Source organism: Serratia symbiotica (Periphyllus acericola) (assembly GCF_964019515.1).
Taxonomy (GTDB): Bacteria; Pseudomonadota; Gammaproteobacteria; order Enterobacterales; family Enterobacteriaceae; genus Serratia; species Serratia symbiotica_D.
Genome location: NZ_OZ026452.1, coordinates 500,129 through 515,366, shown reverse-complemented (window position 1 = coordinate 515,366; position 15,238 = coordinate 500,129). Strand labels below are relative to the sequence as shown.

Sequence of the window (15,238 nt, the reverse complement as noted above, 5' to 3'; positions counted from 1 at the left end):
ATATCAAAGTCAGCAATGTCTTGGTGCGATCCCTGATCCCCTTAATGATGCTGTGGGTGCGTTCACGCTCGCCGGAGTTAGCACCGTAGGTCACTGAAACAAATTTAGGTTTGAGGCTGCTTAGCCGATGGATCGATTGCCATAGGGTGTCTTCTATCTCGCTGGTACGCGGTGGGAAGAACTCGAATGATACGTTAATCTGACCGTTTAACTCCGCCAGACTCTGATTCAGCGCTTCCCGCTGGTTTGCGTGATAAAAACTCATACCCTGTCCGCCTCTTATCGATCATTGCATTGCCACAATAAACATCTAGACGTTTAGACATTTAGAAGTTTAGACGTTTATAGAGAAATTGCCGCAGGTCGGCTAAAGAGTCAACAGGAAAGTGGGAGTAATAAGATGATTAATCTTCACCCACTAAGCGAAAGAATTTCATGATGAAAACAGCCGTCATTAATTTGGCAGGAAAAGTGCGGGGGCGCGGTGAACCGTCCCTAGAGAATTACAGTAGTTGCGTCAGACGGTTTAGGTCTGACTGGATCGCGCCCGCAGTCACATCGCGGCCAGCACCCGGCCCACGGATAACCAACGGATTGTCGCGATACCAGCGGCTTTCGATAGCGAACACGTTGTCGCACGGCGGCAGCCAAGCCAGTTGGTGTTCAGGAGGCACTGCTTCCACACCGACCCGCGCCTTACCGTTAGCGTCAAAATGCTGCTGCATCTGCTGATTCAGTGCATCACCGTTCTCAAAAAACTGGTCAATGGAACCCTGCTCACAGCCCGCTGGCACTAGCGACTCGACCCGTACCTGATTAGGCTCAATGCCATAGCCCGCTTCGCGCGCCAATATCACCAATTTGCGCATGACGTCCTGACCGGATAGATCGACCCGTGGATCTGGTTCAGTCAGCCCTTGCTGCCAGGCTTGATCGACCAATTCGGTGAACGGCACGGTGCCATTGTACTGTAGAAATAGCCAAGACAGAGTGCCGGAAAAAATGCCGCTGATCGCCAGCATGCTGTCACCGCTGTCGCGCAGATCGCGCACTGTATGGTTGACCAGCAGGCAGCACCCACGGTAGCGTTATACAACCAATGGCGACCAGTCTTAGCGAAAGCATCGCGGATTTGGCGATAAGTGCCACCGTCCGACGCCCCGGCCAGCTTGTTGGCACTAATCACATGAAAACCATAGCTGGCGAAATCCAGATATTGCTTAACCAAGTGCTTGCTGGCGGTGAGGTCAAGCACCACCAGATCATCAAACGGGGATGCGCGCATCCACAAGAACAGCGACTCTTCATCCAGCGCCTGCGCTTCTTCTTCGAAGAACGCCAGCGCGCGGCTAGCTTCTAGCCCACTGTAGTTCAGTAGGCTACGTTGGCTATCCACCACCCCCGCTAGACTGAACTCAAAGCCACTGCGGGCAGAAATGTTCTTCTGTTCACGGGCAAGCAGTTCTAACCAGCGTGAACCGATATTGCCTTTGCCGAATAACACAAGACCGATGCGTTTTTTAGCACGGAACAAACTCTGGTGAAAGCCCTGAATCAGTAGCCCGGTCGGCCCCTGGCGTAATACAGCCACTAGGCTGATGCCGTCTGCCGCTTGCCAGAAAAACTCGACTGGCTGGTCTTTCAACTGCTGATAGAAGCGATGGCTGTGCAGTGGGTTTTTACTCACGCCCGCCCCTACCATCGCCATCAGTGCCAAACCTTCGCGCAATTGCCGCTCGCCCTGTAGCGCAACGTCCTGCAAAATGCAAGGACGCTGCTAGCCACTTCAGAGGTGTAACACAACTACACTAGATTGCGGTCTGGATGGATACCTATCGCCAGCGGTTTGATCTGCGAGCGCTTAAACACCAAATCCAGCTCTTGTTGCACCAGCTTGAAATCATGTTGGCTGGCAACACAGCTCGATCATGCAGACATCATCGTGACTGGTAATAATCTTGGCACACGTGCCAGAAGCCAGCACGCGCTCAATACGCGTCGAACCTTGCTCAGGTTGATAGCTGCAACGTAGTTGGAGATCGATATTACTACCAAAAACCGCCTGCAAGGTGCGGGTGTGCAGTACCGGCGCTGCCAGACGCGCCAACTCGCTGGCCTCGTCCAACCGCAACAATGGCCGCAGGCAGGCATCTTTCACCTTACGTGGATCGGCGCTGTATACCCCGGCCACATCGCCCCAGATGGTCACACGCACCACACTAGCCAATTCACCAATTTGGGTCGCGGAATAGTCTCTGCCGTTACGCCCCAATAAGACCGTTTCACCGGCGTGGTTAGGTGCAATAAAGACAGTCACTACAAGACGTTTGCCCGGATGCTGCGCCAGTAACTGTTGTAGCAATGGATAAGAACGGCCCTTATCCACCTGTTGTTGTGCAGCGCGCTCCGCACAAAGGAATTCACGCGCATCGAGCCATACTGCCTGGCTGCATGTCCCGCTGATTGAGCACTGCTGCCATCAGAAGCGCTGACCAAATTTCACCGTGGCCAACCACTTTGGCATAGCAGGCGTCAGTGATCTTACCGTCCAGCAACGCCGACAGACGCTCCAAATCCTGAGTAAATTCAGTGATCAACGGCTCTGCGTTCTCCAGCGGCAACAAACTACTGATCAACTCGCTGTGATAATGGCGCAGCGCTTGCTGTATCTGATGCGCAGAGAGGCGGTCATTTTGGCTAAATTTTATCCACTCAATCAATTGGTTGGTGGTGCTGCCAGCGGACGACACCACCATCATGTCGTCCAGTTGACTATATTCGGCCATGATGCCAGCCACACGCAGATAACACTTCACATCCACCAAGCTGCTGCCGCCAAACTTATGCAATTGACATCCATTCACCGACTCTGCTACCTCTTATTCCATTCATGCTGACCTCGTTGCAGCCGTCTGGAAAGCACGTTCCAGATCGGCAATCAAGTCTTCACTGTATTCAATACCAAATGAAATGCGCAGCAGGCTATCGGAGATGCCTGCCGCCGCCCGTGCTTCCGCCATCATACCGGTGTGGGTCATGGTTGCGGCATGCGAGATCAGGCTCTCTACGCCACCCAACTATTCTGCCAACGTAAACAGCGTTAGGGCAGAGAGAAAGCGACGCAGTAGTGCTTCGTCACCGTCCAGTTCAAAGCTCAACATCGCACCAAAATCGCGTTGCTGGCGACGGGCAATTTCATGCCATGGGGTTTCAGGCAGAGAGGGATGATACAGCCTTTTCACCAGTGGTTGTTGCTGTAAATAGCTGACAATTGCTTCGGTGTTTTGTTGCGCCGCCTTGATGCGTAGCGACAATGGGCGCATGCCGCGTAGTAGCAGGTAGCTATCGAAGACGCCGCCGGTCACCCCGATATTATTGGCCCATCAAGCCAGTTCATCCGCCAGATTCGGGTCTTTGGCGATCACCGCACCAGCTACCACGTCAGAGTGGCAGTTGAGGTATTTGGTGCAGGAATGAACCACTAGATCGGCACCCAGTTTGATCGGCTGCTGCAACGCCGGGCTGAGAAAGGTGTTATCCACCATCACCTGCGCACCCGCCGCATGCGCAGCGTCACAAATCGCCGCAATATACACCACCCGCAGCAACGGGTTGCTGGAGCATTCGATCAGCACCAACTTCGGCTTTTGCGCTAACGCCTGCTGTAGCGCTTTTTCATTCCCCTGATCGACAAACAGCACCCGGTAGGCACCGAGGTTTGTTCAGGCTATTGAACAAACGGTAGCTGCCGCCATAGCAGTCATGCGGTGCCACTAGCAGTTCACCAGGCTTCAGCAACAAGGTCGTCGCCAGGTGGAGCGCCGACATCCTGCTAGCGGTCATTACCGCACCGCTTCCACCTTCTAGAAATGCCAACGCACGTTGTACCACGTCACGCTTGGGGTTGCTGCTGCGCGAATAGTCATGAGCGCGTGGTTGGTTGAAACCGATAAAGTTATAAGTGCTAGACAGATGGATCGGTGGAACAACGCAGCCGTGCTGTTTGTCGTCATTCAGGCCGCTGCCCACGGCATTTACACGTCATACTCAGCTCTCTGGATACCGGTAAAGAAGAAGCTTCAAAGATTAGTCAAAATAAATATGGACATTAACACATCTAGCCGTCTGAACATCTTTGCGTGTAAATTGAGAAACCCCCTAATACCCGCTAAAATTAAGTCAGTTTGATATGACGATAGAATGTTAATTGGAACTCATAGATGGAGCCTATTGATCGTCAGTACTCAATAAATTGAGTCTCACCAGAAGGGATATTTATTTAGTGAGAACAGTGAAAATCGGGCATAATTGACCAATTTTGTAATTTTTCTGATAAATCTAAGGTGTCCTATGGCTAAGTGGAACGGCGAGTATGTCTGCCCTTACGCTGAACACGGTAAAAAAAGCGAGCAAGTAAAAAAAATCACGGTGTCCATCCCGCTGAAGGTGCTGAAAATTCTCACCGACGAACGAACCCGTCGCCAAGTGAACAACCTGCGCCACGCTACCAACAGCGAATTGCTGTGCGAAGCGTTTCTGCATGCCTTTACCGGCCAACCGCTACCGAATGATGAAGACCTGTGCAAAGAACGCAGCGATGAGATACCAGAAGCCGCAAAAGTGCTGATGCGTGAACTGGGTTTCGATCCCAATGCCTGGGAATATTAACGAAAAGGGCACCTAAGGTGCCCTTTTCATCTGACAGTAGGAGGAGAATCTTATTTCTTAGCGCCGAGTACGCTGAAACGCTTGTTGAAGCGGTCTACACGGCCACCGGTAGCAACATCACGCTGCTTGCCAGTGTAGAACGGATGGCATGCGCCACAAACGTCCAGGTTCAGATCGTGCCCCACAGTAGAGCGAATTTTGATCACGTTACCGCAAGAACAGTTAGCAGTAACTTCTTCGTATTTTGGGTGGATACTTTGCTGCATGGGAAACCTCCGTTAAGGCCGTGTCGCTATCCAGCCCTGTTTTGCCAGACACCACACGTGGTTGATAATAGAATTTAGTATCGAATTACACCAAAGGCGCTAAATTGTACAGAATTAAAAGTACTACGCAATCGGAACCGCGCATTTTCCCGTGCGCCGTGTAAACTGACAGACTGTTTTGTTCACTCTGGATCACCCCATGCCCGTTGTGCACGTTGCTTTGCCCGTTCCCCTCGCCCGCACCTTTGACTATCTGTTGCCGCCAGGTTCACAGCCGGTGGCTGGCGCGCGCGTTTGTGTGCCTTGGGGCAAGCAGCAGGCGATAGGCATTGTCACTGATTACAGCGAAACCAGCGAGCTGCCGCTAGAGAAGCTGAAACTCATCGACAGCACGCTCGACAATGCCTCGCTATTCTCCCCTAGTCTGTGGCGCATCCTGCGCTGGGCTAGCGATTACTATCATTATCCGATCGGTGAGGTGCTGTTCCACGCGCTGCCTATTTTGCTGCGGCAAGGCAAACCGGCCGAAGCCACGCCGCTGGGACAATGGTTTGCCACTGATCTAGGGCATGCCACCCTGCAGGAGAGCTTGAAACGCGCGCCCAAGCAGCAACAAGCGCTGGCGCTGCTCAAGCATCGCCCGGTCTATCGCCACCAGGTCAGCCTGCTGGAACTGACGGAAAGCGCTTTACAGGCGCTACGTACCAAGGGGCTGATCGATCTGCGTTACCAACTCTCCACTTCACAGGACTGGCGTCCCAGCTTTGCCGTGCTGGGCGAACGGCTGTCACTGAACACCGAACAAGCCACCGCAGTGTGGGCTATCCGCAGTGAAGACGAACAGTTCGCCGCTTGGCTACTGGCCGGGGTCACTGGCTCCGGTAAGACCGAGGTCTATCTTAGCGTGCTGGAGAATATCCTAGCCAAGGGTAGGCAGGCGCTGGTGCTGGTGCCGGAAATCGGCCTGACGCCGCAAACTATCGCCCGCTTCCGCAAGCGTTTCAATGCGCCGGTAGATGTGCTACACTCCGGGCTGAACGACAGCAAGCGGCTAGCAGTATGGCTGCGGGCCCGCAGCGGCGAAGTTGCTATTATTATCGGCACACGTTCTGCGCTATTCAGCCCATTCCAGCGGCTGGGGCTGATCATTATCGATGAAGAACACGATAGCTCATATAAACAACAGGAAGGCTGGCGCTACAATGCCCGTGACCTGGCGGTATTGCGCGCCAAGGAGGAAAACATCCCGATGGTGATGGGTTCAGCCACCCCGGCACTGGAAACACTGCACAATGTGCAACGGGGTAAATACCGCCAGTTGACACTCAGCCTGCGTGCAGGCAACGCCAAACCGGCAGCACAGCATCTGATCGATCTCAAAGGTCTGCCGCTTAAGGTTGGCCTGTCGCCACCGCTGCTGAAAAGCATGCAATACCATCTTAAGGCCGGCAATCAGGTGATGCTGTTCCTGAACCGCCGTGGTTACGCCCCAGCGCTACTGTGCCATGAATGTGGTTGGATCGCCGAATGCCAGCGCTGCGACTACTACTACACTTTCCATCAGAATCAGCACCAGTTGCGTTGCCACCACTGCGACAGCCAGCGGCCAGTGCCGCACCAATGCCCGCAATGCAGCTCTACCCACTTGGTGTCAGTCGGCATCGGCACCGAACAACTGGAAAATGGGCTGACGCCGCTGTTTCCCGACACGCCCATCACCCGCATCGATCGCGACACCACCAGCCGCAAGGGTTCGTTGGAACAGTATTTGGCGGATATTCACCGTGGTGAATCGCGCATTCTGATCGGCACCCAGATGCTGGCAAAGGGGCATCACTTCCCCAACGTCACCCTGGTGGCGTTGCTGGATGTCGATGGCGCGCTGTTTTCCGCCGATTTCCGCTCCGCTGAACATTTTGCCCAACTGTATACCCAAGTTTCTGGGCGAGCCGGCCGAGCAGGTAAGCAGGGGAAAGTGCTGTTGCAAACTCACTATCCAGACCATCCGTTGCTGCAAATTTTGCTACAACAGGGTTACGATGCTTTTGCCAAACAGGCGTTGGCGGAACGCAACAGTGTGTTCCTTCCGCCGTACACCCATCATATTATCGTGCGCGCAGAAGACCACGATAATCAGCAGGCTCCGCACTTTCTCCAGCAACAGCGCAATTGGTTAGAGACTAGCCCGCTAAAGGATGATTCGCTATGGGTATTAGGCCCAGTGCCAGCACTGCATGCCAAACGCGGCGGCCGCTTCCGCTGGCAACTGCTGTTGCAGCATCCATCACGGCAGGTATTACAACAATTGATTAAGAACTTGCTGCCACTGGTCAGCACCCTGCCACAAGCCCGCAAGGTGAAATGGACGCTAGACGTCGATCCAATAGATAGCTGATGCCAATCAAAGTCTGATTTAGTGGTTCTAATACAAACGTTTACCCTCGAAATTGCGGACGAACGCTAAAAAGCGTTTTCTATTCACACTTTTTATGGCTTTGTTGAATAAATCGGATTTAGAATAAAGAGTCCCGTGAATTGGCATCTTTCAGGCAAGGCGTACACTTTCTGGCATACCGGCGAGCGGCATCTTGTTTAATGCACAGATTTACTCTGTACCTCGCTGTTGCCGCTATCGAACGTCGGTGGTAGCCTGTGATACTTTTCCACCGTGTGTTGTCTCCGGTAACGCGCTGGTTCACCACCGATTGATTTCGCTCTGCATAGTCTGCCGACCAATAACGGGCTCCGCTGCTGGGCGGTATTAACGCCTTGAGCTTCTTGCCCCTTAACTCATCATCACACACTCGCGTATCCTAAGCCCGATCCGCCGAGGCGACTTTGATTTTACGGTACCTCTGACGGATGAGACCTGGGAAGGCTTCTATATCGGTGACATTGCTCAAGGAAAGGTCAGCACAGATGACCTCATGTGTTGCTGTATCTACGGCCAAATGCAGTCTTCGCCAGATACGCCGTTTTTCCTGACCGTATTTTTTTACCTTCCACTCCCCTTCACCCAACACGTTGAGCCCGCTAGAGTTGATAACGAGGTGCGCAATTTCACCCGGCGTTGGGGTTTTAAACGGGACATGGCCGGACTTCGCCCGCTTACTGATACAGGTGTCGTCCGGGCAGTTCAACGCCACTTTAATCAGTGTGACAATGGAGTCGATGAAGCCCTGGATGGCGCGAAGTGTCAGGCCGAAAATCCGTTTCAGCATCAATACGCTGGTGATTGCCATATCGGAATAATGTGGTGGGCGACCACGCAGAGAAGGTTTTGCCTCGCAGTACCAGGCGTGAAGTGCCGTTTCATCCCCCCAGCAAGTGAGTAAACCCCGAGTGATACGGGCGTTGTTGTAAGCCTTCTAGTTGGTGATGTTGAACTTTTACTGGGCCACGGAATGTCGCTATTTTGACAGAAGGATAGTGATCTGATCCGCGTCCCGGCCAAAAGTTCGATTTATTCAACAACGCCCAGTTACTTATCAACAAGATCCAGAAGATTGATGAGATCCAGTCTACTGAAACGCTGATCTAGTTGCAGAAACCCATTACACGTACCATTACACCCTAAGTGGTCAATCATTATACCCGTATTATCCACAGGTAGATCCCAGTCATTTAACAACGTACAATGCGGCCACTTTTAAAAAGGGCGGGATGATTCATTAATGGCAGACATTACTCTAATCAGTGGTAGTACGCTTGGCAGTGCCGAATACGTTGCTGAACATTTGGCTGAGAAGCTGGAAAAAGCAGGTTTTTCTACTGAGACCTTGCACGGCCCAGAGCTAGATGAATTGCCTCTGTTCGGCCGCTGGCTGGTGGTTTCTTCCACCCACGGTGCCGGGGAACTGCCGAATAACTTACAGCCACTATTAGAACAGATCGCTAACCAGCAGCCAGATCTTTGTAACATGCAGTTTGGCGCAGTCGGCTTAGGCAGCTCTGAATACGATACCTTTTGTGGGGCGATCAAACAGATCGACAATATTCTGATCGCCAGAGGGGCAACAAGGATCGGCAGCCGATTTGAGATCGACGTGACTGAACACGAAATGCCAGAAGATTTAGCAGAGGAATGGGTAAAAAACTGGATTAATTTACTCTAGTTTGCTCAAATATCACGCAAAAAATTGTGGATAAATAAGCTTAAGATCAGGGTAAAAGCAGTAGTTATCCAAATAACTACCGTGTATTCCTTAGTTGGCTGTGCATAAAATGCTATTTAGATCCCCGCTTATCTTTGTCAGGATTACTGATCATCCACAGTTAATTATCACCTTTAATTTACTGATATAAAAAAAGAATAATCACTTACTCACAGAAGATCACGATCCTAATAAGAAATATAATAAAAGATCTTTAAATAAAAATATCTTGTTTTAATTACCGATGATCCTGGGCACTTGGTCAATCGTCCAAACTTGAGTAGAATCTCCCACCTCAGGACAAACACGATCTTTCGCAATACACCGAGGTGCAGTTCCATGTTTTATCCCGATCAATTTGACGTCATCATCATCGGTGGTGGCCATGCAGGTACCGAAGCCGCCATGGCTGCAGCACGCATGGGACGTCAAACTCTATTACTGACACACAACATCGATACGCTGGGGCAAATGTCCTGTAACCCTGCGATTGGCGGTATTGGTAAAGGGCATTTGGTAAAGGAAATTGACGCACTCGGCGGATTGATGGCCACTGCGATCGATCATGCTGGTATTCAGTTTAGGATACTAAACGCGAGTAAAGGCCCAGCAGTACGAGCTACCCGCGCTCAGGCTGATCGTATGTTGTACCGTCAAGCCATACGCACCGCGTTAGAGAACCAGCCTAGCTTGATGATCTTCCAACAACCGGTCGACGATCTTATCGTGGAAAACGATCATGCTGTGGGTGCAGTAACCCAGATGGGGCTGAAATTCCGTGCCAAAGCGGTAGTGCTGACTGTAGGCACCTTCCTTGACGGTAAGATACATATCGGCTTGAAGAATTATAAAGGCGGGCGCGCTGGAGATCCTCCGGCGATTTCGTTGTCGCAACGCCTGCGGGAACTGCCGCTACGCGTCAATCGGCTAAAAACTGGCACACCGCCGCGTATTGATTTACGCACTATTGACTTCAGTGTCTTGATGCCACAGCAGGGTGATACGCCGGTGCCGGTATTCTCGTTTATGGGTAACTCCAGCCAGCATCCAGAGCAGAGGACGTGCTACATCACTCATACTAATGAAAAAACCCATGAGGTTATCCGCAACAATTTCGATCGCAGCCCGGTGTACTCCGGGATGATCGAAGGGATTGGCCCACGTTACTGCCCGTCGATTGAAGACAAAGTGATGCGCTTCGCCGATCGTAACACACACCAGATTTTCCTTGAGCTGGAAGGTTTAACCAGCAATGAGATTTATCCAAACGGCATTTCCACCAGCCTGCCATTTGACGTGCAGATGCAGATAGTCCGTTCGATTGAAGGGATGCAGAATGCCCGCATCGTTCGCCCAGGCTATGCTATCGAGTACGATTTCTTTGATCCCCGCGATCTAAAACCAACATTAGAGAGCAAATTTATCCAGGGGCTGTTTTTCGCAGGCCAGATCAACGGCACTACTGGTTATGAAGAAGCCGCAGCTCAAGGGTTGTTGGCCGGTCTCAACGCTGGACGCTACGCCAATCAAGATGAAGGTTGGGCACCGCGCCGTGATCAGTCCTACCTTGGCGTACTTGTGGACGATCTCAGCACCCTGGGTACCAAAGAACCCTACCGCATGTTCACATCACGCGCCGAATATCGCCTTATGCTACGCGAAGATAACGCCGATTTGCGCCTAACCGAGAAAGGCCGCGAATTGGGCCTAGTGGACAATGTGCGCTGGGCGCGATACTGCGAGAAGGTGGAACACATTGAACAGGAACGTCAGCGTCTACGTGACATCTGGATGCATCCGCATGCCGAGAATGTCGAGCAGGTCAACCTGTTGTTGAAGACACCATTATCACGTGAAGCAAACGGCGAAGAACTGTTGCGTCGTCCTGAAATGGATTACTCGTTGCTGACTAGTGTGGCTGCTTTTGCGCCAGTACTGGAAGATACCCAGGCTGCCGAGCAAGTTGAGATCCAGGTCAAATACCAAGGCTATATCGCTCGTCAGCAGGAAGAGATAGAGAAACAACAGCGCAATGAAAATACTGTTCTGCCATTGGATCTCGATTACTGTCAAGTGTCCGGCCTATCAAACGAAGTTATCGCCAAGCTAAATGATCACAAACCGAACTCCATTGGCCAAGCTTCGCGTATCTCTGGGATCACCCCAGCGGCGATATCAATTTTGCTGATTTGGTTAAAGAAACAAGGTTTGCTGCGCCGAAGCGCATAAAATTCGTATTTGAATGGCCGTTTTTTTATTGGACGAGCAAACGACCACTGACATTATTCCTAGCCAGAATTATCATTATCGTTTCGTCATGCCAAACTCAGAGTCGCTGGCAGTGCAACGACAAGCAGAGGTAAACGTCGTGCAAAAAAATTTATACTCGTTGCTTTTAGCAGCAGGCATTAAATTGTCCGAACAGCAAAAAAAGCAGTTATTGGGCTATATTGTCATGCTGGAAAAATGGAACAAAGTTTACAACCTCACTTCGGTGCGCGATGCGCAGCAAATGCTGATGCGCCATATCCTCGACAGCATCGTTGTCAACTCGCATCTGCAAGGTTCACGCTTTATCGATGTAGGCACTGGCCCTGGCCTTTCCGGGTATTCCACTGGCGATTTTTCGCCCGGACGCGCATTTCACGTTACTGGACAGCCTGGGTAAGCGTGTGCGCTTCCTGCGACAGGTGTAGCATGAGCTAGGGCTGTATAATATTGAGCAGGTGCAGAGCCGCGTTGAGGAATTCATGGCTGAACCACCGTTCGACGGCGTCATCAGCCGTGCTTTCGCCTCGCTTAAAGACATGCTGTCTTCGTGCCATCACCTTCTGGTCAAAGGGCAAGGGCGTTTCTATGCACTGAAAGGTGTATATCCAGATGCAGAACTGGCACAGTTGCTGGACTACATCAACCTTGAATCCGTAGTGCGGTTACAAGTACCCGAACTAGCTGGCGTTCGCCATTTGGTTATTCTTAAGGAAAACTGATGTTTCTTTTGATTAAACCAACGGAATTAGGAATTTAAAGGCCAAGATAAGCCTGAAATAGGTCAGATAATAGGAATTTTTAGTTATTTTACTTTTTTAATACTAAAAATAGGAATAATTAGCTATAATAAAATCATTTTTATGATAATAGTCACGCTAGTAACTGTATGATAAATATTTCACCTTGCTATTATGCCAATTATATGTTGGGATATTATCTTCCTGGTTATCAATAAAAACGTTTTTATTGAGTATATGGTTTTTTAAAATAGTTAATTTATAATATTTTGATTTATATTATTTTTACCAATTAAGTTGCTATAAGCTGTTTGATTGACTACCATACATAAGTCATAAAAGGGCATTATTGTGATCGGTTTCTCATTTCATAGTTCAATGTAGGAATAATCAGATAAACAAACGAGCCCTATTTTTCCGTCCATTTTTTTGTAAAAATAGTCTGAAATAGCAGTACGGTAAATATTTCTCTACATATCTATTGAATTCGTGTGTGTCCGCCGTATAATTTGCACGTTTTTTGCTGCTTGACTCAGAACAATAAAAAAAGTTGTATACGCCACTCAGCTACGGAAAGAACAAACATCATGTCTGTGTCCGTTTACAACGGGAAAATCGCACTCAACCTGCTTTTTTTTCAGTTGATAACGTTTGTTCTGATCAGTACTGTTTTCTTGCTGAAAAGCCTGGAATGAAGCGTGTCGGCACTGGTTGGTGGCCTTGCTGCCTGGCTACCGAGCGTAATGTTTATGCTGTTTGCCTTGTGCTATCAGGTGCAGATGCCGGTGTCTGGTAGGATTGCTTGGTCATTCGCCATCAGTGAGGGGCTAAAGGTCGCAAGCACTATCATTTTTTGATCGTTGCGCCTGGGGTGTTCAAGGTAGCGTTTATACCGCTTGGCTTGGCCTATTTAGCTATGTTAGTGGTGCAGATAGTGGTACCTGCCACGATTAACAGTTACCGAACTTAACTAAACAAGGGTAAGAGGCATCATGTCTGTAGGAGAAGTCTTGACTCCACAGGAGTATATCGGTCACCACCTGAAGCAACTTCGGGTCGGTACAGGGTTCTGGTCAATTAATATCGATTCGATGTTTTTCTCCTTTGTCCTCGGGGTTCTCTTCCTGGTGATATTCCGCAAAGTGGCAAAAAATGCTACTAGCGGTATACCGGGTAAACTGCAAACAGCTGTGGAATTGGTGATCGGATTTGTCGATAGCAGCGTTCGCGATATGTACAATGGAAAAAGCAAGGTTATTGCGCCGTTGGCGTTGGCCGTGTTCGTTTGGGTGTTCCTGATGAACCTGATGGACTTGTTGCCGATAGATCTGCTGCCAACCATTGGTGAGCGTTATCTCGGTTTGCCTGCGCTGCGCGTAGTGCCTACTGCTGATGTGAACGTGACCCTATCGATGGCATTGGGCGTGTTTATCCTAATTCTGTTTTATAGCATCAACATAAAAGGCGTTGGTAAATTTGTTAAAGAATTGACCATGCAGCCGTTTAACCACCCTATATTCATTCCTATCAACCTGATTCTTGAATGTGTCAGCCTACTGTCCAAGCCTGTTTCACTGGGGCTGCGACTCTTCGGCAACATGTATGCGGGTGAGCTGATCTTCATCCTGATTGCCGGTCTGCTGCCGTGGTGGTCACAGTGGGCTTTAAGCTTGCCTTGGGCTATATTCCACATACTGATTATTACGCTTCAATCTTTTATTTTCATGGTTTTGACGATCGTCTATCTGTCGATGGCATCCGAAGAACACTGATTTTTTAAAACACCTGCACTTTTTTAACTGAAATAAACTGGAGAATGTTATGGAAAACCTGAGTATGGACCTGCTGTACATGGCTGCCGCTGTGATGATGGGGTTAGCGGCAATCGGTGCTGCGATCGGTATCGGCATCCTGGGGGGGAAATTCTTGGAAGGTGCGGCTCGTCAGCCTGATTTGATACCTCTGCTGCGTACACAGTTCTTTATCGTTATGGGTCTGGTTGATGCTATCCCAATGATTGCTGTTGGTCTGGGTCTTTACGTGATGTTTGCCGTCGCGAACTAGAGACGTTATCTACACTGAAACCACACTATTAACTTTTAAAGAGGCATTGTGCTGTGAATCTTAACGCAACAATCCTCGGCCAGGCCATTGCGTTTGTTCTGTTTGTTTGGTTCTGTATGAAGTATGTATGGCCGCCGATTATGGCCGCCATTGAGAAGCGTCAGAAAGAAATTGCTGATGGTCTCGCTTCAGCAGAGCGTGCGAAAAAAGATCTGGACTTAGCGCAAGCCAATGCGGCTGATCATCTGAAAACTGCTAAAGCAGAAGCTCAGGCGCTCATTGAGCAAGCAAACAAACGCAAAGCTCAGATCATGGATGAAGCAAAAGCCGAAGCTGAGCAGGAACGTAACAAAATTGTGGCGCAAGCGCAGGCTGAAATTGAAGCCGAATGTAAGCGCGCTCGTGAAGAGTTGCGTAAGCAAGTCGCAATGCTAGCAATCGCTGGTGCCGAAAAGATCATCGAACGTTCCTTGGATGAAGCTGCTAATAGCGACATCGTTGATAAACTGGTCGCTGAACTCTAAGGAGGTAGGGTCTGATGTCTGAATTTGTCACTGTAGCTCGCCCCTACGCCAAAGCAGCTTTCGACTTTGCCGTTGAGCACCAAAGCCTAAAGCGCTGGCAGGAAATGCTGGCATTTTCGGCTCTTGTCACTCGTAATGAACAGATTTCTGAACTGCTGTCTGGCGCGGTTCCACCGGAGACGCTGTCCAAGATGCTCATCGCTGTTTGTGGCGACCAACTCGACGAATATGGCCAGAACTTTATCCATATAATGGCCGAAAATGGACGTTTACAGGTTCTTCCTGCAGTGTTGCAGCAGTTCATCGAACTGCGCGCCTCGCTCGAATCTATTGTCGAAGTGGATGTGCTCTCTGCGAGTGCACTGAGCGACGAACAGCTGGCTAAAATTGTCGCTGCGATGGAAAAACGTCTAACACGCAAAGTTAAGCTGAATTTCAAAATTGATAAGTCTGTACTAGCTGGCATTATTATCCATGCTGGAGATATGGTGATTGATGGTAGCGTACGCGGCCGTCTTGAACGCCTGGCAGACGTCTTGCAGTCTTAAGGGGAA

10 protein-coding genes and 7 pseudogenes are annotated in these 15,238 nt (G+C 50.1%); 11 read left to right on the top strand and 6 right to left on the bottom strand.

What is annotated here, in order from left to right; genetic code table 11:
• Nucleotides 1-22: 22 nt before the first annotated feature.
• The 3 pseudogenes from AACL06_RS02930 to metB all read right to left on the bottom strand — a co-directional run.
• A pseudogene (locus AACL06_RS02930) lies at nucleotides 23-265 on the bottom strand (methylenetetrahydrofolate reductase); the annotation flags it as partial.
• Nucleotides 266-503: 238 nt separating this feature from the next.
• Nucleotides 504-2,864 (bottom strand): annotated as a pseudogene (locus AACL06_RS02925) (bifunctional aspartate kinase/homoserine dehydrogenase II).
• 24 nt (nucleotides 2,865-2,888) lie between these two features.
• Nucleotides 2,889-4,029, bottom strand: a pseudogene (gene metB, locus AACL06_RS02920) (cystathionine gamma-synthase).
• A 321-nt stretch (nucleotides 4,030-4,350) separates the two neighbouring features.
• On the opposite strand from metB, the gene metJ reads away from it, so the two are divergent.
• The gene (gene metJ / locus AACL06_RS02915) at nucleotides 4,351-4,668 is read left to right on the top strand and encodes a met regulon transcriptional regulator MetJ (protein ID WP_339037790.1); all 318 of its coding nucleotides are present in this window, start codon (nucleotides 4,351-4,353) and stop codon (nucleotides 4,666-4,668) included.
• 50 nt (nucleotides 4,669-4,718) lie between these two features.
• Here metJ and rpmE read toward each other — a convergent pair whose 3' ends face one another.
• Nucleotides 4,719-4,934, bottom strand: a complete 216-nt coding sequence (gene rpmE, locus AACL06_RS02910) for a 50S ribosomal protein L31 (protein ID WP_006708713.1) — start codon at nucleotides 4,932-4,934, stop codon at nucleotides 4,719-4,721.
• A gap of 199 nt (nucleotides 4,935-5,133) precedes the next feature.
• Between rpmE and priA the strand changes: the two genes are divergently transcribed.
• Entirely contained in the window at nucleotides 5,134-7,329 is a 2,196-nt protein-coding gene (gene priA / locus AACL06_RS02905; protein WP_339037787.1) for a primosomal protein N', read from the top strand.
• 150 nt (nucleotides 7,330-7,479) lie between these two features.
• Here the strand turns inward: priA and AACL06_RS02900 are convergent.
• Together AACL06_RS02900 and AACL06_RS02895 are read right to left on the bottom strand one after the other, a co-directional pair.
• Nucleotides 7,480-8,281: pseudogene (locus AACL06_RS02900) on the bottom strand (IS5 family transposase).
• Nucleotides 8,247-8,408, bottom strand: a complete 162-nt coding sequence (locus AACL06_RS02895) for a hypothetical protein (RefSeq protein ID WP_339037786.1) — start codon at nucleotides 8,406-8,408, stop codon at nucleotides 8,247-8,249. Before AACL06_RS02895 ends, AACL06_RS02900 begins: the two are co-directional and overlap by 35 nt.
• A 4-nt stretch (nucleotides 8,409-8,412) precedes the next feature.
• Between AACL06_RS02895 and AACL06_RS02890 the strand changes: the two are divergent.
• The 9 genes and pseudogenes from AACL06_RS02890 to atpH form a co-directional block, all read left to right on the top strand.
• Nucleotides 8,413-8,475: pseudogene (locus tag AACL06_RS02890) on the top strand (transcriptional regulator AsnC); the annotation flags it as partial.
• A gap of 133 nt (nucleotides 8,476-8,608) precedes the next feature.
• On the top strand, nucleotides 8,609-9,049 hold the full coding sequence (gene mioC / locus AACL06_RS02885) for an FMN-binding protein MioC (protein ID WP_339037784.1): 441 nt from the start codon (nucleotides 8,609-8,611) through the stop codon (nucleotides 9,047-9,049).
• A 378-nt stretch (nucleotides 9,050-9,427) separates the two neighbouring features.
• Nucleotides 9,428-11,317: a tRNA uridine-5-carboxymethylaminomethyl(34) synthesis enzyme MnmG gene (gene mnmG, locus AACL06_RS02880; RefSeq protein WP_339037782.1), complete on the top strand. Its 1,890-nt coding sequence runs from the start codon at nucleotides 9,428-9,430 to the stop codon at nucleotides 11,315-11,317.
• A gap of 139 nt (nucleotides 11,318-11,456) precedes the next feature.
• A pseudogene (gene rsmG / locus AACL06_RS10530) lies at nucleotides 11,457-12,078 on the top strand (16S rRNA (guanine(527)-N(7))-methyltransferase RsmG).
• Nucleotides 12,079-12,683: 605 nt separating this feature from the next.
• Nucleotides 12,684-13,066, top strand: a pseudogene (gene atpI / locus AACL06_RS02865) (F0F1 ATP synthase subunit I).
• A gap of 22 nt (nucleotides 13,067-13,088) precedes the next feature.
• Complete coding sequence (atpB, locus tag AACL06_RS02860; protein WP_339037776.1) at nucleotides 13,089-13,868, top strand: F0F1 ATP synthase subunit A; 780 nt, start codon at nucleotides 13,089-13,091, stop codon at nucleotides 13,866-13,868.
• Between the two features lie 49 nt (nucleotides 13,869-13,917).
• On the top strand, nucleotides 13,918-14,160 hold the full coding sequence (gene atpE, locus AACL06_RS02855; protein ID WP_339037775.1) for a F0F1 ATP synthase subunit C: 243 nt from the start codon (nucleotides 13,918-13,920) through the stop codon (nucleotides 14,158-14,160).
• A gap of 53 nt (nucleotides 14,161-14,213) precedes the next feature.
• On the top strand, nucleotides 14,214-14,684 hold the full coding sequence (atpF, locus tag AACL06_RS02850) for a F0F1 ATP synthase subunit B (protein ID WP_339037773.1): 471 nt from the start codon (nucleotides 14,214-14,216) through the stop codon (nucleotides 14,682-14,684).
• Nucleotides 14,685-14,698: 14 nt separating this feature from the next.
• A complete protein-coding gene (gene atpH / locus AACL06_RS02845) occupies nucleotides 14,699-15,232 on the top strand; it encodes a F0F1 ATP synthase subunit delta (RefSeq protein WP_339037771.1) in 534 nt (177 codons plus the stop codon).
• The last annotated feature ends 6 nt before the right edge of the window (nucleotides 15,233-15,238 follow it).

What these genes read in the sequence shown, in the direction of transcription:
- atpE (WP_339037775.1), top strand. Translation starts at nt 13,918, where the DNA reads ATGGAAAACCTGAGTATGGACCTGCTGTACATGGCTGCCGCTGTGATG.
- priA (WP_339037787.1), top strand. Translation starts at nt 5,134, where the DNA reads ATGCCCGTTGTGCACGTTGCTTTGCCCGTTCCCCTCGCCCGCACCTTT.
- atpH (WP_339037771.1), top strand. Translation starts at nt 14,699, where the DNA reads ATGTCTGAATTTGTCACTGTAGCTCGCCCCTACGCCAAAGCAGCTTTC.
- rpmE (WP_006708713.1), bottom strand. Translation starts at nt 4,934, where the DNA reads ATGCAGCAAAGTATCCACCCAAAATACGAAGAAGTTACTGCTAACTGT.
- metJ (WP_339037790.1), top strand. Translation starts at nt 4,351, where the DNA reads ATGGCTAAGTGGAACGGCGAGTATGTCTGCCCTTACGCTGAACACGGT.
- mnmG (WP_339037782.1), top strand. Translation starts at nt 9,428, where the DNA reads ATGTTTTATCCCGATCAATTTGACGTCATCATCATCGGTGGTGGCCAT.
- mioC (WP_339037784.1), top strand. Translation starts at nt 8,609, where the DNA reads ATGGCAGACATTACTCTAATCAGTGGTAGTACGCTTGGCAGTGCCGAA.
- atpB (WP_339037776.1), top strand. Translation starts at nt 13,089, where the DNA reads ATGTCTGTAGGAGAAGTCTTGACTCCACAGGAGTATATCGGTCACCAC.